We start from the raw sequence: 21,006 nt of genomic DNA on the forward strand, positions 1-21,006 counted from the left end.
AAAAGCAATTCAAAACCCGCAGCATCGGCCAGTAATACTTCTTCTCCCAAAACAAATAGTAACAGCAATAATAGCAGCACAACAGGTAATGTGGAAGATCCATTGGATATCATTGTGAGTTCACAAGACATAAGCCCGGCTGCCATAGCCCAAAAACGTGATGAGCTCGATAAGTTAGAAACTCCTTCTGAGTCTCGTTGCGGAGGTTCTATGCATTCCACGGTAGACTGTAACATCACTCCCAAAGTATATAGCGGAACAGTTGCCTTTGTACCAGCCAAAGGACAGAAAATATACATGAATGGATATGAGATTATTGTAACCAGCGGAGATGCCAGTGCCGGAGAAGGCTTGTTATACTACCCTTTTGTGCGTCAGCGTATTCCGGTTGGCTGGTCGGGTATCAGCATAGTAGAAGGCGAGAAGGGGAAAGACTATGGTTGTATTACTGCAGGAGAGGTGAAAGCACAGGGTAGTAATGGCACAGTAGTTACCAATGACCTCGAAAGACAAATCACAGCATTACTCAGCAGTGGGCCGGGCAGCTATTCAGGTAAGTTTGGAGAGGCGCTGGAAGCAATGAAGGCCAAAGCTCAGGAACTATTGGATAAAATAGCCAGAGGTGAAAAACCCGGCAAGGAAGATTATCAGGAATACAATAATATTTGTAAGGCCATAAAAAGTGGTATCGAGAGTATTAAGAACACAACACAAACCCAAAACACAGATCCTAGATTCTTAGCTAAGATTGCCCCGATACTCAATGATTTAGACAGCTACAAAGATAAACTACTGGCAGAAGCAGACTGTGACGGACTGGGGTATCATTCAGAGCCAAGAGAAGCGGTATTTTATGCTTCCACCAAAAGCCAGTTATACCCTGAAGCTTTGGTAAGTATCTGCAGATTAGGAGAATCATCTTCCCTGGCAGGTAACATCCTAAACAGAATAGAAGATTTGGCGGTAGAAACGGCAGCAGCCAAAAGCAGTATCAAATGTGGTTGTGATGGATTGATGGATTATCTGACGGGAGATGGCAACTGCCAAAGTGTGATATACAGCCTTGAACTGCTCAAAAGAGATATATCAAAAAACAAAGTGAGTCATAAACTTAGCAATCCTGCAGGAGGCACCGGACAGGTAAAAGTAGGAGAAGTATGTATAGACAACCTGCAGATCAGATTTTATGGAGACAATCCCGAAATAAACCCCTTAAGCAAAGAGAAAACCGAGGAAGGAATAGATTTCAGTGCGCCCAATTCCAGCAATATAGTATTGAATGTAAATGTATTGGATAAAGCAGAGAAGGACAAGAAAATAGAGGCTGTCTGGGGGTATTTGGGGGAATCAGTGGAGGAGACGAATGCTTTTACAGGAGAATTAGATGAAGAGTTGTTGAAAAAAATATTTCCAAAAGTAGATCAAGAAGATTCAAAAAAAATAATACCGTTTTTAAATAAATATCTTTTAGAGTTTGGCATCACTACTTGTGAAGAGAGAATACATTTTTTTACACAAATTGCAGAAGAAACAACACAGTTGAAAGATTTATCAGAACTTCCAAGTGACTATGCAAGTAGTCAATCAAGGTACAAAGGAAGAGGACTAATGCAATTAACAGGTTGGGAGTATAACTATAAACCATTCGAAGCATATTGTAGAGGTCTAGGCGATGAAGTTGATTTTGAAAATCATCCAGAAGAAGTAGCTACAAACCCCAAATATGCTGTATTATCTGCTTTTTGGTATTGGAAAATAGAAAAAAAATGTTCTCGATATTGCAATAATTTATCCGAAGACAGTTTGCTGAATATATCTAAACTTGTGAATTGTGGTAATACAGAATTTTGTGGTTATACGAAAAATCCAATTACAGGGGAAAGAGAAAGGTGTTATGATTGTGAGCCTAATGGTTGGAGTAAAAGAAAGAATTTGAAAGACTTAAAAAATTATTTCCTTGTGAGTAAACATAAAATAATATGAAAAAAATATTAGTAATTCTTGCAACGCTGGCATTCCATTCATGTAATGCACAAAAAAGTGAAACATTTGTAAAAATGGATAAAATCCCGTTTGATATGAATAGTGGTAACGTATCTCAAGACACCTTGAGATACGATGTCAATGGCGATGGACTAAAAGATATATTACTGCAGTTTGATTATCGAAACTTTGATGTCAAAATACCTAAAGGTAATTCTGGACATGAATTAGCCATTTACTTAAATTATGGTAAAAATGAATACCGCTTAAAAAATGTAAATAGAAAGGCACTTTGGGTTATTCATACATCAATATTTAGTGTAGATAATACCACATTTTGTATTGTTAATGAAGAAGGAGGTCAAGACCCTAATAATTATTATTGTTATTTTCAATTCGACAAACAAAGGGATAATTGGAATATGATTAAATACCAAATTAAGACATTTAATACTGGTAGAGAGGTGTTAATAGATGAGAAAGTCTACAAATATGAGAATCAGTTACCATTTGAAGAAGTTAGTTTTGATAAACTATTTGGTAAAATGCATAATGACGTAGGAGAACCAACCCCGTTATTGGAGTTAATTAAGGTTTCGAAAGCAATCATTTATAATCTTCCCAATACTTCCACTCAAATGTACCTAATCAAAGGCAATGAAGTAGAAGTACTAGAAACAAAAGGCGATTGGCTAAAAATTCGCTATTACGGCAAAAAAGTAGTAGAAGGCTGGATAAAGAAAACAGATGTAGAATAGCTAAAATGAAGCAGGTCGGAGGGCCTGCTTTTGCGTCCACATAAATGAGTAAAGCGCAAGCAACATCGAAAATACCTTCCGGGAATAATAAACTGATAAGGGTTTGCCTGGCATGAGCTAAATTGATTTTTGTTATTAGCTTTAAAACTGTAAATGAAATGTTCTTTTCATCCTCTCGATTTTCCTTTAAAATCCTAAATAGCACAGCCAAAACCAGCATTTTATTACCACTCATATAAAACAAAATTGGGTAACCCATAGATTACCCAATCCAAAAAAACCAAACATATTATAAAATAACGAAACTAAATTGTACTGTGATTCAGCAATATACCTCTCATTAAACATTAGCTTCAGGCCCGGCAACAGCACCTGACTTTGCATGAATACAGCATCTTTCCCTTTTCTGATCAAATCTTTGAAGAACCTTTCTTAGAGTTTTATATCATTTAAAAGAGGATTTCTAATCATATGATAATTTTCGCCTGAAAGGGTTTAAAAATATTCTGTATTTTTTTTCAGGGGATTTTAATTTGTCTTCAAAACACAGCCATTCCTGTTAAAAAAATCATCATCCGGTAAAATGAAAGTCTGATTTCAGCTATTTGCTCCAACCTGATCTCACAAAATCCGATTTTGAGGTTCCAAACCTCGGATCATTTTCGTTCTCAAGAAAAATACGTTTCTACCGGTTTTGTTTTAATGGTCAGGTATCAAACTGGAAACTGTCTTAGTATATGTTTCCGGTATCAACGTATTTTATCTCAATTTTTTAATCAGGATCAACGAAAACCGGCTTGTATAACACTGTAAAATCATGTCAGATCCGTTGAAAAGATGATAAAAATCACCTTTGGGAAAACCACCGAATTGAACGTAAATGACTACACGTATTGCCGGAATACTTTAACCTGAGGAAACAGGGATCTCCAATGATGTAAAACAATTGGAAAAGGAATCGGAATATCAGATGTTTCAGAGAAGGTATTTAATCAGATCCGGAAATTTTTATACAGCATAAAGAGCTGTTTTCCGGAATGGCATCTTGAAGAGTTCCCGGGGATCGGGATATGGTTTTGTTTCAGTAATACAAACGAAAGGAAAGACGATTGAAAAAAGACCGGTTCAAGACCTTGTATCTCATCTCTATGAGGGTCTTTTTCATCTTCTTCAGACTCATTGAGTCTTTCATCTCCCAAAACTGACTGAGCATTATGAGATACACCAGAGAAATACAATTTCTTTGCTGAAAGGTTATTATCAATCAGACGTGAAGCTTCAGCAGAAGCCACCAGTTTCAGACTGACAATAATCAATAAGAAAAAGAGTTTCAAGTGTTTCATAAAGTAATAAAGCCTGTATCGGTTTTTAACTTGTTATTACAAATTAAAAAAAATGATGCATAGATTATTGAAAAAACTATAATTTTTAACAAAAATTTGGACTTTTCACATATAAACACAAAATTATCGTCAAAAAGAACAATTATTTACCGGATTCGTCCTTAAAATAAAACAGGCTGATCAATTAAGACCAACCTGAATTTGTAGTTAAATATTTAAGAAGTAAGTAGGCAAACTAAAAAAAATGACCCGGATTAAACCTCCAAGACAATTGTCTGCGGAGACAATCGATGTGTCTCCGACAGACACTGTACACCATTAACCATTTTTATAAACAAAACCGAGCCAAAAACCTAAAATGATTCATTTCAGGCGGCGTAATTTCTTGAGTTCTGAATTAAAGTTTCTAATAAAAGAAAACTATGCTACACTGTGCTATATACACCATAACAAAGATATACAGAAAAATAGATTTCCACAATTTTTTTTGCATACAATTTGCAAAAATGCGTACAATCTCTATGGATTGTATTCTTAAAGGTAAAATCTGTTTTTATTACCGCTGATTTATAGAATTTTATCAAAAATTATTGAGTTTTTGAGGATTTATTGTAACATAGCAGGAAGGCATACTTTTTCTGCATTTCAGGAAGTTTTATATATTTATCAAAGAATCATTTCAGACATGCTTTTAAAGCTTTATCATTCATAATCGGCCAAAAATAAATTGGTATTTTTGTATACCGATAATTTCCGCAGGTACCCGCAGAATCATCGGTATGCAACATCATCAGCTTTATAGAATAATTGTTCTGAAAAGATCATATTAAATACACATCCGTGAAGAATTTTATAACAATTGACCCCACATCCAGTAAACCCAAATATCAGCAGCTCGTAGACTCAATTATCTCTTCAATTGAGGACGGCTCTCTGATAAGAGGACAACAATTACCCTCAATCAATGATGTAGCCCATAATTTTGGCATGGCCAGAATGACGGTTACCAAAGCTTATGATGAATTGAGAGAAAGAGGACTTGTTAATTCACAACATGGAAAAGGTTTTTATATCGCCAGTACTGACATCAGAAGTCAGCTAAATATTTTTGTACTGTTTGATTCGCTTACTCCGTATAAAGAAGTACTTCACGATGCTTTGGTAAGTTCGCTGGGTGAAGAAGTAAATGTCAATGTATTTTTTCATCATCATAACCTCAAAGTATTTGAGAACCTGATAATGAACCACTTAGGCAATTACAATTTTTACGTGGTAATGCCGCATTTCAATGTGGATGTAGCGAATATTCTTGTTAAAATCCCCAGGGAAAAACTGTTAATTCTTGATATCGACGTACCCTCTTTCGGAGATGATTATGCGGTATTATACCAGGACTTTGAACAGAATGTTTTTAAAGGATTGACGGAAGCGCATGAGCTGATCAAAAAGTATCAGAGTCTTTCCCTCGTATTAAGTAAAAAAAGTTTCCAGTACACTCCGATTGGTATCATTAACGGGTTCAATAATTTCTGTCAGCAATATCAGATTTCGGGAAGTATTATAGAAAATATGGAGGAAGAATCTGATTTGCAAAAAGATCATGCCTATATTGTTTTCCGTGAAAATGATGTTATCAGGTTTATCAACTGGGCTAACAAGAAAAACTGGAAGCTGGGGGAAGATATCGGCCTGATTTCATATGATGATACGCCGATAAAGGAGATTCTGGCGGAAGGAATTTCCGTTATTTCCAATGACTTTAACCTGATGGGAAAATTAGCCGGAGAAATGATTCTGGATCGCAGAAAAGGCAAAATTTCAAATGCCTGTCATTTTATTCAGCGCAAATCGCTTTAATCAGTCTGACTTTTATCGAAATAAAAGATTAACACTCCCACCGTTATCCATATCAGTCCCTGAATAAAGAAATAAACCTGATGAAGCGTATAGAATAAAGGTCTTTCAAGAATCTTCTGGTGCCGAAAGTCTGTCAGGTCTGAAAGCATATAGTGAAGAACAAACAGTAACAACTGTAAAGCAATCAGAGAAACACTGGTGATCTCATAATACAAAAGATAAGGTGATTCCCCGGGCAGGCGGTACAAGTACATTACAAACAAAAAGAACAGTGCCAAACTGATTATATTACCATACAGCGTTACATATTGGGTAATATATCCGACCCGGAAAGTATTACCCAATATCATAAACGCAAGTGGTAAAGCTACCGCTGCATATAAGATCACCGCAATCCACCATGAAATCAGGCAGATTTTCATCGTTTTTTTAAATTTCTGATTTTCCAAAGCCTCCGCCACCAGGGGTTTTTATCAGCAGGGTCTCTCCTGCTTTCACATCTATTCCTTCTATTCCTTTTAAAGTTCTGATTCCTTCAGCACTTTTCAAAAACTGTTCTCCCGTTTTTCCGGCAAAACCTCCCTTCATTCCATAAGGCAATTGATAACGATGCTGGGTCAGAATTGAAAGCTGAATATCTTCCAGAAAAGTAATCTCTCTTTCTATGCCATTTCCACCTTTGTATTTGCCGGCTCCTCCGGAATTTTCCCGGATTTCAAAACGATCAAGCCTGACCGGATACCTCAATTCAAAAATCTCAGGATCTGTAATTCGGGTATTTGTCATATGGGTATGCACGCCTGAAGCACCATTGAAGCCCTCTCCTGCCCCGCTTCCTCCGCAAATGGTTTCGTAATACCCAAACTTCTGATTTCCAAATAACACATTATTCATGGTTCCCTGTGAACAGGCAAGTACCCCGAAAGCTTTCAGCAAAGTATCTGTCAAACGCTGGCTTAGCTCTACATTCCCTCCGACTACCGCCGGACATTTTGCCGGATCATCAGGAAAATCCGGATTTAATAAAGTTTTCTCCGGAATTATAATTTTTACAGGTCTTAAGATCCCATCATTTAATGGAATATTACGGTTGAGCAGCAATCTAAGTACATAAATCACCACAGAATTAACAATAGCTTCATTTCCATTCAGGTTTCCGGGATGCACATTTCCACTTCCTGAAAAATCAATAATACACTCATTATCAGAAATTTGTACAGAAACATTCAAATTTGTACCATCATCAAGAAATTCCTCAGCTTTGTAGATTCCATTGTCAAAACGGTTCAGCGTTTCCCTCATTTTTTTTGCGGAGTAGCTTTTCAGCAATTCCATGTAAAAATGCACTTTTTCAAGACCATAGTTTCTTACCAGTTCTTTCAGAGATTCAGCACCGTTTTTATTTGCTGCCAGCGCTGCATTTAAATCAGCGAGGTTTTCCTCTACCGCCCGGGTCGGAAATGGATTCTGAGTAAGAATATCTTTGATGTTTTCCCAGAGAACCTTATGATTTTTAACCAGATAAGCCGGATTAATCACCACTCCTTCCTGAGCCAGATTTGTGGCATCCGGTGGCATGGAAGCGGGTCTTATCCCACCTATTTCCGCATGATGACATCTGTTTACCACATATCCGATCAATTGTTTATCCTCTGAAAACACCGGAGAAACCAGGGTAACATCAGGTAAATGAGAACCTCCATATTTCGGGTGATTGGTGATTACAACATCCCCTTCTTCCATGCTGATATGCTTTTTCAGGCTTCTCACGCATACACCCAGACTGCCGAGATGGACAGGAATATGGGGTGCATTGGCTATCAGTTCTCCTGTTGAATCCAGAAGCGCACAGGAAAAATCGAGTCGTTCTTTCACATTTACTGATAAGGAAGTACGTTGAAGCATCACTCCCATGTTATCAGCTATTGCCATAAACCGATTTGTGAATAACTCCAGTTCTGTTTCCTGACTGGCCTCAATTACAGTTTTAGAAGGTTGCTCTGCGGGTTTGTTTTCTATGATGGAAGTCCCATGTTTATCAATCCTCAATTCAAAACCTTTTTCTATAACGGTAGTGCTGAATTTATCCAATAACACTGCAAAACCTTTAATCAACGAACCGGTTTTGAGAGATTCCCGGAGAAAAACCGGAACGTCTATCCAGCTTCCTTCCACAAGTGAGCGAAGGAAATGTGAGGGTTGAGCAGTTGAATATACCTCCGGATCTCTGCTCTTTTCGGCATTTCCGGTTATATCCTCTCTCTTCTCAGATGCAATTACTCTTACTGATTCTACTTCTATCTCTCGGTTTTCAACCCAATGCCCGTAAGTTTTTTGGTAATCTCTTTTGAAATTTTCAACAATCGACTGATAATCGTTCCATTCAATTTCAAGACTGGCATCCTGTCCTTTAAATCTCAGAAAGAGGATCTTTCTTTTTATTTCAATATTTTTTTCAGGCAGGCCTTCCTGTATTAACTTTTCTATAGCCTGTTCAGATAATTTTTCAAATGCCTGTTGTATTTGTATGAAAGTATTTTCAGTTAAAACCGAGAGAATTGATTTCTCTGTAATCCTTTCTATTCCGGCTTCTGAAATTCCGAACGCACTTAGTATTCCGGCATCTTCGGGAAGAATTACGGTTGAAATATTGAGCAGTCCGGCAATGCCGCAAGCATGCAACCCTCCGGCTCCGCCAAATGCCAGCAAAGCATACTCCTTCGTATCGTAGCCTTTGGCAATGGATATTTTCCTGACTGCTTCTGCCATTTTTTCATTGGCTATACTTCTGAAGCCTTCCAGAACCTCTTCTTTTCCAACCTGTTTCCCGGAAGTTTCCTCTATTTTCCGGATAAGTTCCTGCAATTTACCGGCTGCTTTTTCCACAAACACCGGAATACTAAACTGCTGAATATCAATCCTTCCCAGTAACAAATTTACATCTGTAATGGTCAATGGACCGCCAGCGCCGTAACAGGCCGGACCAGGATTTGAGCCAGCACTCTCAGGGCCAACCGTTAATTTAAAACCATCAAAATCACAGATTGATCCTCCTCCGGCAGCGACTGTTTCAATCGCCAGGGCCGGACTGAAAATATGGGCATTCCCGATTTTCTGTGAAAACTGGTAATCAAACTTCCTGTCATACCTCGCCACGTCAGTACTCGTCCCTCCCATGTCAAAGGTTATCAGTTGCTCATAGCCTGATCGTTTGGCAATAACCGATGCACCGACTACTCCACCGGCAGGGCCCGAAAACAGACTGTCTTTAGGCTGGAAATAATCCGAACGCACCAGGCTTCCGGAGCTTGTCATTACTTGTAAAGCATTTTCGGGAAGTTTATCGAGAATATTACTTAAATAGCTATTGATAACGGGAGATAAATAGGCATTAACCACCGCTGTTTCTGCCCGGTTGAGTAATTTGATTTGCGGGGAAAGTATTGTTGAAATGCTAACAAAACGAAAATGCTCCCTGAGAATTTCACCGACTTCTCTTTCATGGATATTGTTTTGATAGGCGTTCTTAAAACATATGGCAACCGACTCAATTCCAATGGCTTGCAAATAAGCTATATTCTTTAAAATTTCCCTGGAATCTATTGATCTCAATACATTTCCATCTTTATCAATTTGCTCATCTACTTCGATTACTTCATGATAGAGCGGATCAGGTTTAATAATGTTTAAGGCAAAAATATCCGGCCTGGACTGGTTCCCGATTCTCAGTAAGTCTTTAAAACCCTTTGTGACAAAAAAAGCCGTTTTTGCTCCTTTCATTTCAAGCAGTGCATTCGTTCCTTTCGTAGAACCCAATTTCATCTGCAAAGGCGGAAATGCCTCTCCCAAAGCAGTATGAGTAATAAGTCTTGCTCCTAAAACCGGTGCTTCCTCTCCGGCACTCAGCTCAAAACTAAAAGCATTATACTGAGGAACCTCAATCGGGTTTTCAAGAACAAGTACAGAATTTACAACATCAAAACTCCGTACCCTGACATTCTGATTATCTCCCAGCAATTTAAAATCATATCCTTTCAGAATATCTTTTTCCAGGTTCCAGGACTGCACGATACGGATAGTCTGCGGATCTGACCATTCCTGAATTTCCCCTCTTAATGAACTGCTGGAAAGAACTTTTCTTCGATACATTTTTCCATGTGCATCTGTAGCAATACAGTCTGTAAAAGTACCTCCGGTATCAATTGAAATTTTGTAACTATTTACCATATTTTAAACATTCCATCCTTTGTCAGATGAGCTGAATTCCCTCAAAAAATAAAAACGAGGATGATAACATCCTCGTTTTCAAAATTCAACAATTTTATTTAGAACATTGTCAAAAAATATCAGTTTTTAGAAATGGACATGTACATTTATCCATTCGCCGTCGAATTGTGCGCCGAATTTCTTATAAAAATTAATAGCAGGTTCATTCCAGTCGAGCACCTGCCACATCACTCCGGTGCTTTGAGTATCCCGGGCTTCCTGAATAATTGCTTCCAGCAGTTTTTCCCCTAAACCCTGTCCTCTCATGGATTCTTTTACAACCAGATCTTCCAGATAAAGTCTCTTACCTTTCCAGGTAGAATAGCGAAAATAATAGATTGCTGTTCCGACGATTTCACCGTTGACTTCGGCAACAAAGAAATCGAAAATCGGTTTTTCTCCAAAACCGTCAATATACATCTGCTCTACCGAATTAGTTACTTCATGAAGGGCTTTTTCATACACCGCTAATTCCTTAATTAACTCAAAAGTGGCAGGTACATCGGCACGGGTTCCTTTGCGAATCGAAATCATAAAATGTTAAAAATTATAAATTACATCACCATTAATCCCGACATAGATTAAGTCTCTCCGCTCGAGTTCATCGAGCACGATTTGTAAATCGCTGTCAGGATTACCATTCAGAAAAAAAGTCTGAATATAGTTTCTCAGGGTTTTTACTTTTTTAGGGCGACGGTCCCGTTCTAAACCAGACATCACACCTATTAATTCATCCAAGTCTAAAGAAATGTTTTCCATAACTTTTACCCGAAAAAGGAATTATACAACAATTACAGATTAGCAGTTAATATTAAGTTTTTCCTTCAGGAAAACAATCTCAATAGTAACATTTCAAGGCTAATTATTGTTCACAAAACCTTCCCACTTTTCAATGACAGCTTTCATATCATCTGGCAGTTCAGAGTCAAATTGCATAAACTCACCGGTTTTAGGGTGAACAAAGCCTAATGACTTAGCGTGTAAGGCTTGTCTTGGACACAATTTAAAACAATTTTGGACAAAGCTCTCATATTTTGAGAAAATCATTCCTCTTAAAATTTTGTCTCCGCCATAGGTGGAATCATTGAAAAGCGGATTCCCCAAATGTTTTAAATGAACTCTGATCTGGTGTGTTCTTCCGGTTTCGAGATTACATTTAACCAGAGAAACATAACGTATCGGTTTAATTACTTCGTAATGTGTAATAGCCTCCTTTCCCTGAGAACCATCCGGGAAAACGGCCTGAACTTTACGGTCTTTCAGACTTCTTCCGATATGCCCTTCAATCGTTCCCTTTTCCTCCTTTGGTTCTCCCCAGACCAGCGCATTATAAGTTCTTTCAATCGAATGGTCAAAGAACTGTCTGGCAAGGTGGGTCATCGCAAAGTCATTTTTCGCAATTACCAGTAAGCCGGAAGTATCCTTATCAATTCTGTGTACAAGTCCCGGTCTGATTTCACCATTTCGGTGAGTTGGCAAATTCTGGAAATGATATACCAGCGCATTCACTAAAGTGCCGTCCCAGTTGCCATGAGCAGGATGTACAACCATCCCGGCAGCTTTGTTTACCACTAAAATATCATCGTCTTCATACACAATATTCAATGGAATATCCTGCGGAATAATCTCAGTATCTCTTGGTGGATGAGGTAATGAAATCGTAATCAGATCAAGAGGTTTAACTTTATAATTAGCTTTAATTTTATCATTATTTACCTTTACAGCTCCTGACTCAATTGCGGTCTGGATTCTGTTTCTCGATGTATTCTGAAGTTTAAGCAATAAATATTTATCAATTCTCAGCAACGCCTGGCCCTTATCCACTTCAAAGCGAAAATGTTCATATAATTCCTCTTCTTCTACTTCATCAAATTCTTGCATACCTTTGTATATTAATCTGTGTTTAATTATCCTTTGAGGGGATAATAATTCATCCTGAATTTCACAGTTCCCGGTTTTTCAGACAAAAACACGCTCTTGCAAAATCCTGAAATCAGGGAAAATTCCTGCTTCAGAATACAAATTTAATATTTTTGCCAATGACTCCTCCTGATTTTTTAATTCCTTCTCCACTTCATTTGTTGAAAGATCCTGTTTTGGAAAAGTCAGGCATCGAATTTTATCTGAAAAGAGATGATTTAATCCATGCTGAAATTTCAGGAAACAAATGGAGAAAATTAAAATATAACCTGATAAAAGCAGAAGAGCTGGGATTTAAAAAACTCCTGACTTTTGGCGGAGCCTATTCAAATCATATTTATGCAACAGCCGCCGCAGGCCATTATTTCGGGTTTGATACTTTAGGAATTATCAGAGGGAATGAATTAGATTCCAGGGCCAATCTAACCCTCAGATTTGCGTCAGAAATGGGCATGGAATTTATCTTCACTGAGCGAAACGATTACCGTTCGAAAGAATGGTTTTATGAAAAATTTTCTCAGGAATACTATATCATTCCGGAAGGTGGAAGTAATTCTTTTGCCATCCCCGGGACGGCTGAAATTACAGATGAAATTTATTCTGAACTCATTCCTGATTACATTGCCTGCGCAGTCGGAACAGGCGGAACACTGGCCGGAATTATTTCAAAATGCCATGCGCAAACCAGGGTTATCGGCTTTTCCGCCCTGAAAAATGGCAGTTTCTTACAAGATGATATTCTTCAGTTAACCGGAAATCAAGCCATTTTCTGTTCCTGGGAAATTGAGACAGAAAATTACCATTTTGGAGGTTATGCCAAAACTAAACCCACTTTAATAGAGTTTATAAAAGCTTTTGAGATTAGAAATCCGGGGGTAAAACTGGATCAGGTCTATACCGGAAAAATGATGTTCGGGCTTTATGACATGATTCAAAAAAACAGCATTAAATCAGGTACTAAGATCGTTGCCATTCATACCGGAGGACTTCAGGGAAGAAGTCCTTTACTTGACCAATAGTTCATTGATATTTTTCTGGATATTTTTGCAGATTGAAGTCAATGGTAAATCATTGGAATCTGTACCAAAAGGGTTTTCAATTTCTTCGGCAATAAGCTCAAGACTGGCAAGGACATAAAAGATAAAAATCACTACCGGAATCACGATATAACCCAGGTTATAAACATATCCAAAAGGCAATGTCATTACATAAAAGAAGATAAATTTCTTTAAAAACACAGAATACGAAAAAGGAATGGGCGTATTTTTTATCCGCTCGCAGGCACCGCATACATCCGTAAAAGACCTGAGTTCTTCATTAATCAATAACAATTGTGCATCAGAAATCAGGCCTGATTTATAAAGCTGATTGATTTTTGAAATCAGCAGGCTGGCAATATGATTCGGTTTATGAATCTCCTTGTCGACAACAATGACAGATTTGAAAATATCACTGTCGGTCTGATGGCCTCTTAAATGTCTCTTCAAGGCAAAGGCATATTCAGTAATCAGTCTGGCAAAATACGGCCTTTCTTCATCTTTTTCCGGAAGATAGGCATCCAGTTTAATAGCTAAATTCCTGCTGATATTATTGAGTGTGCCCCATAAACGACGGCCTTCCCACCAGCGGTCATAAGCTGTATTTGTTCTGAAAACAAGCAGGAGAGATATGACAAACCCCAGCATTCCATGCATCAGCGGAATACTCTTGAGATGGTTATTTTCAGGTAATGGAAATATTTCAATAAAAATATAAGCCACTGCACTGGCATAAATACCTATCCCTATAAGCATGGGAAACAGCTCCCGGAAGGTATCTGCTTTATGAATGCGAAAAATAAAGGTAAACCATTCTCTGGGGTTATAGTTGATCATAATATGTTGATTGTCTTTATATGTTAAACTTCTTTGATTTTCGGTCTGTGAAGACACGGACCGAGGCAAGGGCGAAATATTAAAAAACAATGGGCTTTCATCTTTCGATAAAAGCCCATATATATCATCATCATTAAAGCCTCGGTATTAACCCACTGACCCTTCAAGGGAAACAGCAAGTAATTTCTGAGCTTCAACAGCAAATTCCATTGGAAGCTGATTCAATACTTCTTTAGCATATCCGTTCACAATCAATGCTACCGCCGCTTCAGAAGATATTCCTCTCTGGTTACAATAGAAAATCTGATCTTCACCAATTTTTGAAGTAGTGGCCTCATGTTCAACCGTAGCCGTTTTGTTATTCACTTCAATATATGGGAAAGTATGGGCGCCACACTTATCTCCCATCAGCAGAGAATCACATTGTGAGAAATTTCTGGCGTTTTCTGCTCTTTTGAAAACCTGTACCAAACCTCTGTATGAGTTTTGAGATTTTCCGGCAGAAATACCTTTCGATACAATCCTCGATTTTGTATTCTTACCGATATGGATCATTTTAGTTCCGGTATCAGCCTGCTGAAAGTTATTAGTAACTGCTACTGAATAAAATTCACCGATAGAGTTATCCCCTTTTAAAATAACGGAAGGATATTTCCAGGTTACCGCAGAACCTGTTTCCACCTGAGTCCAGGAAATTTTAGAATTTGCACCGTCACAGATACCTCGTTTGGTTACAAAGTTAAAAATCCCGCCTTTTCCGTCTTTATCTCCCGGATACCAGTTCTGTACGGTGGAATATTTCACCTCAGCATTCTCATGTGCAACGATTTCAACGACTGCCGCGTGCAATTGATTTTCGTCACGTTGAGGAGCTGTACAACCTTCCAGATAACTTACATAAGAAGATTCGTCTGCCACAATAAGTGTTCTTTCAAACTGACCGGTTCCCGCAGCATTGATACGGAAATAGGTAGAAAGTTCCATCGGACAACGAACGCCTTTAGGAATGTAACAGAAAGAACCATCAGAGAATACTGCCGAATTCAGTGCTGAGAAGTAATTATCTTTTACCGGAACAACAGAACCCAGGTATTTCTTAACCAGTTCCGGGTGTTCCTGAACTGCTTCAGACATTGAGCAGAAAATAATTCCGCGTTCTGCCAGATCCTTTTTAAAAGTAGTTGCCACAGAAACTGAATCAATTACAGCATCAACCGCCACACCTGAAAGTCGTTTTTGTTCATTCAGGGAAATTCCCAGTTTTTCAAAAGTACGACGCAATTCAGGATCTATATCGTCAAGAGATTCAACTACTTTGCTTTGTTTGGGAGCAGAATAGTATATAATCGACTGGTAGTCAATATCAGGATAGTGAACATTAACCCATTTTGGTTCCTTCATTCCTAACCAGGTGCGATAAGCGTTAAGACGCCATTCCAAAAGCCATTCAGGTTCATTTTTCTTTGCAGAAATGAATCTGACCGTATCTTCGCTTAGCCCCACAGGAGCCTCATCTGTTTCAAAGTGAGACTGGAAACCGTACTTATATTCCGAAGAGGTGATTTCTTCTAATATATCAATTTCTTCTTTTGCCATTGCCTTAATCGTTGGTCATTAGGTAGTGTCCTCTGGTAAAATGACCAAATTTCACATTCAGTACTGCAAAAATAACCAAAAGTAGCCGGAATTTGTTCTGCTTGTTTAGAATTTTTCCAATAAAGCCTGTTTTCGTTCTGATTTCCGGTATAGAATATTTTAGTTATAGAATTACTAACTGGCAAAAGGGACTGAGCGGTTAACGCTTTCTTCCAGAGAAATGAATGTTTCCGTTCTCTGAATCCCCTGTACTTTCTGAATTTTATCGTGAAGAACCTCCCTGAGATGCTGGGTATCACGACAAACGATTTTAGCAAATATGGAATAAATCCCGGTGGTATAATGAATATTAACGACTTCAGGAATATTCATTAATTCCCGGGCTACTTCCCCGTAGAGAGAGCTTTTATCCAGGTATATTCCTAAAAATGCAGCAATATCCCAACCTAGTTTAACATGATCAATTACAAGTTGAGAACCTTTCACGATTCCCATAGCTTCCATTTTCTTCATTCTCACGTGAATCGTACCTCCGGAAACATCTAATTTATTCCCTATTTCGGTATAAGGCATGTTTGCATCTTCCATCAGTAATGACAGAATTCTTAAATCGGTGTTGTCAATTTCAATTTTTTTGTCCATCTGAAGAGTTATCGGGTTGTTTCCGAAAGTTAAGATCTTGTTTCAGTGTGTTAAATTTCGATTTTTTTTATCAAATATTCAAGAAAACATTACTTTCATTGAACAAAATGCAATCAACATTAAAAAAATATGAAAAATTTCTAAAAAATATTTGCGCAATATTTTCAAATGATATAACTTTGCATCGTCAAGTTAAAAGAAACACGACAAATTCACTGTAGGGTGATGAAATTGGCAGACATGCCCTCCTGTCTCGGGGGCGGTGAGTACGGGATAAACGCAACATAATGGGTTGACCACTAATCAGTTCTGTGTTGCAGCTAACCGCACCGTGGAGGTTCGACTCCTTCTCCTACAGCTTATTTTCTAAATTTAGCGAATTTTATTTGGCTTTTTGAGCAAAACTCCCTAAATTAGATTACAAATAAAAACATTTAAAGTAGTTTTATTTGGTTTTTAGTTTGTTGATGAAGTGTAATTCAAAAAAGCAGTCTTTTTGAGGTTGCTTTTTTTGTTTTTGACACCCAAATGCCCCTTTTTCACCTCTCTTATCACTTTTTTTCCCTCATAAAAGCTATATAATCTGTCACAGGCATTTTTTCTATTTTCCCCTTTAATTCTGAAACAATCTGCCCGCGATGATACGTCGAATGATTTATCAGATGAGTAATGATTTCTGCTACAGAAGAAGTATAGGTTTCATTCAATGAAGTTTTATAGGAAATCTGTTTATGAAACTCATTTTCATCCATCTGCGCAATAAGCTGCTTCCAGTTTTGTGTCACTTTCGTCAGAAGATGAATGCACTCAAACAAGTCTCTCATTTCCCATAAAGCCATATAGGTCTGCTCATGTCTGACCCTGCTGAGCCAGTTATTCTGAGCAGCCAGGATGTGATTCAGCAACTCCATACATTTGGCATTTGGAAAACGTGTTTCCTCTATAGCATCAATGACCTTTAAATTTGCCCAGTGCTCATATTCAAATAATCTTTCGAAATGCTCTTTCATAAACTTCTGATTTTGATGTGTTTCACCTGTCTGAAAATGATTTGAACGAACCAACATTGAACAGGTAAAGTACCTTTTTTTTCGACGAAGAAAAAACTTTACCATGAATTAATAACAATTCTTTTCGCGAAAAAATTGACTCCTGATAAATCAATTACTAACTTTTGAAAAAATTCCTTTCTCAGGAACTAAAAAAATAGTATTCTTGTAACTCAATAGACTATATATTATTTTCACGATAAATCCACAAAACCATGTCATTAAGATTAGGAGATATAGCACCCGATTTCACCGCGCAGACTACCCAGGGAGAAATTAATTTTCACGAATGGATTGGTGATTCATGGGCTCTTTTGTTCAGTCACCCGGCAGATTTCACGCCGGTTTGTACAACTGAATTGGGTAAAACAGCTTTATTGAAAGGTGAGTTTGAGAAAAAAGGTGTAAAAGTAATTGCTGTTTCAGTAGATGATCTGGACTCGCATAATAAATGGGTTCCGGATATTGAAGAAGTAAACGGAGTAACTGTTAATTTCCCGATCATTGCTGATGAAAACCGTAATGTTGCTACACTTTACGATATGATTCACCCGAATGCTTCTGAAAAAGCAACAGTACGTTCGGTATTTATCATCGGGCCAGACAAAAAAGTGAAGCTTACTTTAACTTATCCTGCCTCAACCGGCCGTAATTTTCAGGAATTACTTCGTGTAATTGATTCTTTACAATTAACTGCCAACTACCAGGTTGCCACTCCGGCCGACTGGAAAGACGGGGAAGATGTAATCATTACGCCAGCGGTTAAAACTGAAGATGCTGCTGAAAAATTCCCTAAAGGTTTCACTATTGTAAAACCATATCTGAGAACAACTCCTCAGCCGAATAAATAATCGGGACACCCCAAGAACGTCAGAATCCCCGGAAATTCAATCGCCTGAAACTGAATTTCCGGGGATTCTGTTTTTTACAGACAAATATTGCTGAAGTCTTTACAAACGCTTCCATTCCATTGGCTCATCCGATGATTTCCTCCCTCAAATTCCTTTGCACCAATCTGGCTATTTATATAACTTTGTTGTATGATATTTCTCAGAATGCTCCAAACCCGTTTCAGGAGACTTTCCCCGGGCAGAAGATTAAGAATTATTTTACTTTTTTCAGTGATTTTTGCAACAGTCCTATACTTTGCATTTCGAAAAAACCCTAACAAATGGACTAAAGTTTCAGAACTCGGAATTACCCTGCCTTTAAAATACGCTATTCACGGGATTGATGTCTCTCATCATAACGGCCTGATTGATTGGAAAGACGTTCAGCATATGAGATTCGAGGATGATATGAAACTGGAATTTGTTTTCCTGAAAGCTACAGAAGGAATCACACATGCCGATCGGCAGTTTGAACGCAACTGGAAACATGCCCGTAAATCGGGATTGAAAAGAGGTGCCTATCATTTCTATATCCCCTGGAGAGAGCCTGTCGGCCAGGCTAAAAATTTCATTAACTCTGTAGATTTGTCGGAAGGTGACCTCGCTCCTGTTTTAGATATTGAGCAGAATTCTTTAAAATCTGATGAGAAAATTATTCAGGAAATAGGCGTCTGGCTGGAATTGGTGGAAGAACATTATCATAAAAAACCGATTATTTATACCAATCCCAATTTCTATAAAAAATTCATTGAGGGCAATTATGATGATTATCCGCTCTGGATTGCCGATTATTCAAAAGAAGTCCTGAAAGGCTACGGACATCAGCTCTGGTTCTGGCAGCACAACAAAAACGGCTGGGTAAAAGGAATCAAAGGAACTGTCGATTTTAATGTTTTTCTGGGAAATGAAAGCGATTTGGAAAGCCTGTGTCTCTGATTTTACCAGCTGGAAGTGAAAATTCCGGTCAGCAATTTTGAGTCTGTTACCAGACTTTTGAATATATTTACCGAAATTTCATTGTTCAATTTTGCCATAATTTTTCAAGGCAGCTTTATCTTTGATACATCAACAAACCGGGACCTTAGTAAACTTATTTATTTTTCTGAACATAATTAACCGAGCGACGTATCGCAAAATAACTCCATGCTAAAATCAATCCCTTTTGATCAGACCGTTGCATTTCAATTGTTGAAAAACCACAAAGCTGAAATTGAGAAAACTTCCCTTAAAGAACTTTTTGCCGGAGATCCTCAACGTTTTGAAAAATTTTCAGTTCAATTTGAAGATATTCTTTTAGACTATTCAAAAAACTTAATTAACGATAAAACCAAGGCGACACTGGTTGCTTTAGCTAACGAGTGTGAACTTGATGATGCTATTGAAAGACTCTTCACCGGAGATATTATCAATCAGACTGAAAACCGTGCTGTATTGCATGTGGCTCTGAGAAACCGCTCTAATTTTCCTATTGCCGTAAATGGTGAGGATGTTATGCCCGACGTTAATGCGGTTCTGGAAAAAATGAAAGGTTTTTCTGAAAAAATCATTTCAGGAGCCTGGAAAGGGTATTCAGGAAAATCAATCACAGATGTTGTAAATATTGGTATCGGTGGTTCTGATTTGGGTCCGGTAATGGTGACAGAAGCATTGAAAAGCTACAAAAACCATTTAAATCTGCATTTTGTATCAAATGTTGACGGAACGCATATTGCAGAGACTTTAAAGAAACTGAATCCTGAAACAACATTATTCCTGATTGCCTCAAAAACATTTACCACACAGGAAACCATGGCAAATGCCACTTCAGGCAGAAACTGGTTCCTTGAAAACGGAGGATCGCAGGATACTGTTGCCAAACATTTCGTTGCGATTTCTACCAATGAGAAAGAAGTAACAAAATTCGGTATCGACCCTGAAAACATGTTTGGATTCTGGGATTGGGTTGGCGGAAGATATTCATTATGGTCAGCAATCGGTCTTTCTATCATTCTTTCGGTCGGATACGAAAATTTCATTGAATTGCTTGAAGGAGCCCATGCCATGGATAAGCATTTCCGTACTGCTGATTTCAATGAAAACCTTCCGGTTATTTTAGCACTTAACGGAATCTGGTACAATAATTTCTGGGGGGCTGCTACGCAGGCGATTTTACCTTATGACCAGTATATGCACCGTTTTGCCGCTTATTTTCAACAGGGAGATATGGAATCAAACGGAAAATATGTAGGTCGTGACGGGAAAGATGTTTCATATCAAACCGGACCAATTATCTGGGGAGAGCCGGGAACAAATGGCCAGCACGCTTTCTATCAATTGATTCACCAGGGAACAAAAGTTATTCCTTGTGACTTCCTTGCTCCGGCACAAAGCCATAATCCCCTTGGAAACCACCATCAAATGCTGATGTCAAATTTCTTTGCACAGACTGAAGCCTTAATGAATGGTAAAACCCGTGAAGAAGTTTTAGCTGAATTTGTTGCTGCCGGAAAAACTGAAGAAGAAGTGGCTGAACTGATTCCTTTCAAAGTATTTAAAGGAAATAAACCAACCAATTCCATTTTATTTAAAAAGCTGACGCCAAGAACATTAGGAAGCCTTCTTGCCATGTATGAGCATAAGATTTTTGTACAGGGTGTACTTTGGAATATTTATAGTTTTGACCAGTGGGGTGTAGAATTAGGAAAACAACTGGCTAACAAAATTTTGCCTGAACTGGCTACTGATGCTACGATAGAAAGTCATGACAGCTCAACAAACGGTTTGATTAATGCTTATAAGAACTGGAGATAATTCCGGTTTATTCATAAAGAAGGCCATTCCGACGTATC

The 21,006-nt window shown here is 38.1% G+C and carries 17 protein-coding genes; 7 read left to right on the plus strand and 10 right to left on the minus strand.

The annotated features are described in order from the left end of the window. Together BM179_RS17315 and BM179_RS17320 are read left to right on the plus strand one after the other, a co-directional pair. The coding region (locus BM179_RS17315; RefSeq protein WP_177219437.1) for a glycoside hydrolase family 19 protein at nt 1–1,983 on the plus strand (1,983 nt) is incomplete at its 5' end. Then, nucleotides 1,980–2,741 (plus strand): SH3 domain-containing protein, encoded by a 762-nt coding sequence (locus BM179_RS17320; protein ID WP_092018423.1) that lies wholly within the window; start codon nt 1,980–1,982, stop codon nt 2,739–2,741. The genes BM179_RS17315 and BM179_RS17320, both read left to right, overlap by 4 nt. A 992-nt stretch (nt 2,742–3,733) precedes the next feature. Here BM179_RS17320 and BM179_RS17325 read toward each other — a convergent pair. Then, nucleotides 3,734–4,084, minus strand: a complete 351-nt coding sequence (locus BM179_RS17325; protein ID WP_143095257.1) for a hypothetical protein — start codon at nt 4,082–4,084, stop codon at nt 3,734–3,736. A gap of 840 nt (nt 4,085–4,924) precedes the next feature. Between BM179_RS17325 and BM179_RS17330 the strand changes: the two genes are divergently transcribed. Further along, the gene (locus BM179_RS17330; protein WP_092018425.1) at nt 4,925–5,941 is read left to right on the plus strand and encodes a GntR family transcriptional regulator; all 1,017 of its coding nucleotides are present in this window, start codon (nt 4,925–4,927) and stop codon (nt 5,939–5,941) included. Here the strand turns inward: BM179_RS17330 and BM179_RS17335 are convergent. The 5 genes from BM179_RS17335 to BM179_RS17355 all read right to left on the minus strand — a co-directional run bounded on the left by BM179_RS17335 (nt 5,938) and on the right by BM179_RS17355 (nt 12,088). Then, nucleotides 5,938–6,363, minus strand: a complete 426-nt coding sequence (locus BM179_RS17335) for a hypothetical protein (protein ID WP_143095258.1) — start codon at nt 6,361–6,363, stop codon at nt 5,938–5,940. The genes BM179_RS17330 and BM179_RS17335 overlap by 4 nt on opposite strands. A gap of 7 nt (nt 6,364–6,370) precedes the next feature. Then, complete coding sequence (locus BM179_RS17340) at nt 6,371–10,168, minus strand: hydantoinase B/oxoprolinase family protein (RefSeq protein ID WP_092018427.1); 3,798 nt, start codon at nt 10,166–10,168, stop codon at nt 6,371–6,373. Between the two features lie 126 nt (nt 10,169–10,294). Continuing rightward, nucleotides 10,295–10,741: a GNAT family N-acetyltransferase gene (locus BM179_RS17345; RefSeq protein ID WP_092018428.1), complete on the minus strand. Its 447-nt coding sequence runs from the start codon at nt 10,739–10,741 to the stop codon at nt 10,295–10,297. 6 nt (nt 10,742–10,747) lie between these two features. Further along, nucleotides 10,748–10,966: a hypothetical protein gene (locus tag BM179_RS17350; protein ID WP_092018429.1), complete on the minus strand. Its 219-nt coding sequence runs from the start codon at nt 10,964–10,966 to the stop codon at nt 10,748–10,750. A gap of 99 nt (nt 10,967–11,065) precedes the next feature. Continuing rightward, on the minus strand, nt 11,066–12,088 hold the full coding sequence (locus BM179_RS17355) for an RluA family pseudouridine synthase (RefSeq protein WP_092018430.1): 1,023 nt from the start codon (nt 12,086–12,088) through the stop codon (nt 11,066–11,068). A 158-nt stretch (nt 12,089–12,246) separates the two neighbouring features. On the opposite strand from BM179_RS17355, the gene BM179_RS17360 reads away from it, so the two are divergent. Next, on the plus strand, nt 12,247–13,146 hold the full coding sequence (locus tag BM179_RS17360) for a 1-aminocyclopropane-1-carboxylate deaminase/D-cysteine desulfhydrase (RefSeq protein WP_092018431.1): 900 nt from the start codon (nt 12,247–12,249) through the stop codon (nt 13,144–13,146). On the opposite strand, the gene BM179_RS17365 is transcribed toward BM179_RS17360, so the two are convergent. The 4 genes from BM179_RS17365 to BM179_RS17380 form a co-directional block, all read right to left on the minus strand. Then, on the minus strand, nt 13,132–14,001 hold the full coding sequence (locus BM179_RS17365) for a bestrophin family protein (RefSeq protein WP_092018540.1): 870 nt from the start codon (nt 13,999–14,001) through the stop codon (nt 13,132–13,134). The genes BM179_RS17360 and BM179_RS17365 overlap by 15 nt on opposite strands. Before the next feature lie 147 nt (nt 14,002–14,148). Next, nucleotides 14,149–15,597, minus strand: a complete 1,449-nt coding sequence (gene sufB / locus BM179_RS17370; protein ID WP_092018432.1) for a Fe-S cluster assembly protein SufB — start codon at nt 15,595–15,597, stop codon at nt 14,149–14,151. A 174-nt stretch (nt 15,598–15,771) separates the two neighbouring features. Further along, on the minus strand, nt 15,772–16,239 hold the full coding sequence (locus BM179_RS17375; RefSeq protein WP_092018433.1) for an Lrp/AsnC ligand binding domain-containing protein: 468 nt from the start codon (nt 16,237–16,239) through the stop codon (nt 15,772–15,774). Nucleotides 16,240–16,790: 551 nt separating this feature from the next. Beyond that, nucleotides 16,791–17,249, minus strand: coding sequence for a DinB family protein (locus tag BM179_RS17380; protein WP_177219438.1), 459 nt, complete (start codon nt 17,247–17,249; stop codon nt 16,791–16,793). A 254-nt stretch (nt 17,250–17,503) separates the two neighbouring features. Between BM179_RS17380 and BM179_RS17385 the strand changes: the two genes are divergently transcribed. The 3 genes from BM179_RS17385 to pgi all read left to right on the plus strand — a co-directional run bounded on the left by BM179_RS17385 (nt 17,504) and on the right by pgi (nt 20,968). Further along, the gene (locus BM179_RS17385) at nt 17,504–18,139 is read left to right on the plus strand and encodes a peroxiredoxin (RefSeq protein WP_092018435.1); all 636 of its coding nucleotides are present in this window, start codon (nt 17,504–17,506) and stop codon (nt 18,137–18,139) included. A 189-nt stretch (nt 18,140–18,328) separates the two neighbouring features. Then, nucleotides 18,329–19,114: a glycoside hydrolase family 25 protein gene (locus tag BM179_RS17390; RefSeq protein WP_229632976.1), complete on the plus strand. Its 786-nt coding sequence runs from the start codon at nt 18,329–18,331 to the stop codon at nt 19,112–19,114. A 207-nt stretch (nt 19,115–19,321) separates the two neighbouring features. Beyond that, the gene (pgi, locus tag BM179_RS17395) at nt 19,322–20,968 is read left to right on the plus strand and encodes a glucose-6-phosphate isomerase (RefSeq protein WP_092018436.1); all 1,647 of its coding nucleotides are present in this window, start codon (nt 19,322–19,324) and stop codon (nt 20,966–20,968) included. Nucleotides 20,969–21,006: the final 38 nt, after the last annotated feature.

This window comes from Pseudarcicella hirudinis, from assembly GCF_900115665.1.
Taxonomy (GTDB): domain Bacteria; phylum Bacteroidota; class Bacteroidia; order Cytophagales; family Spirosomataceae; genus Pseudarcicella; species Pseudarcicella hirudinis.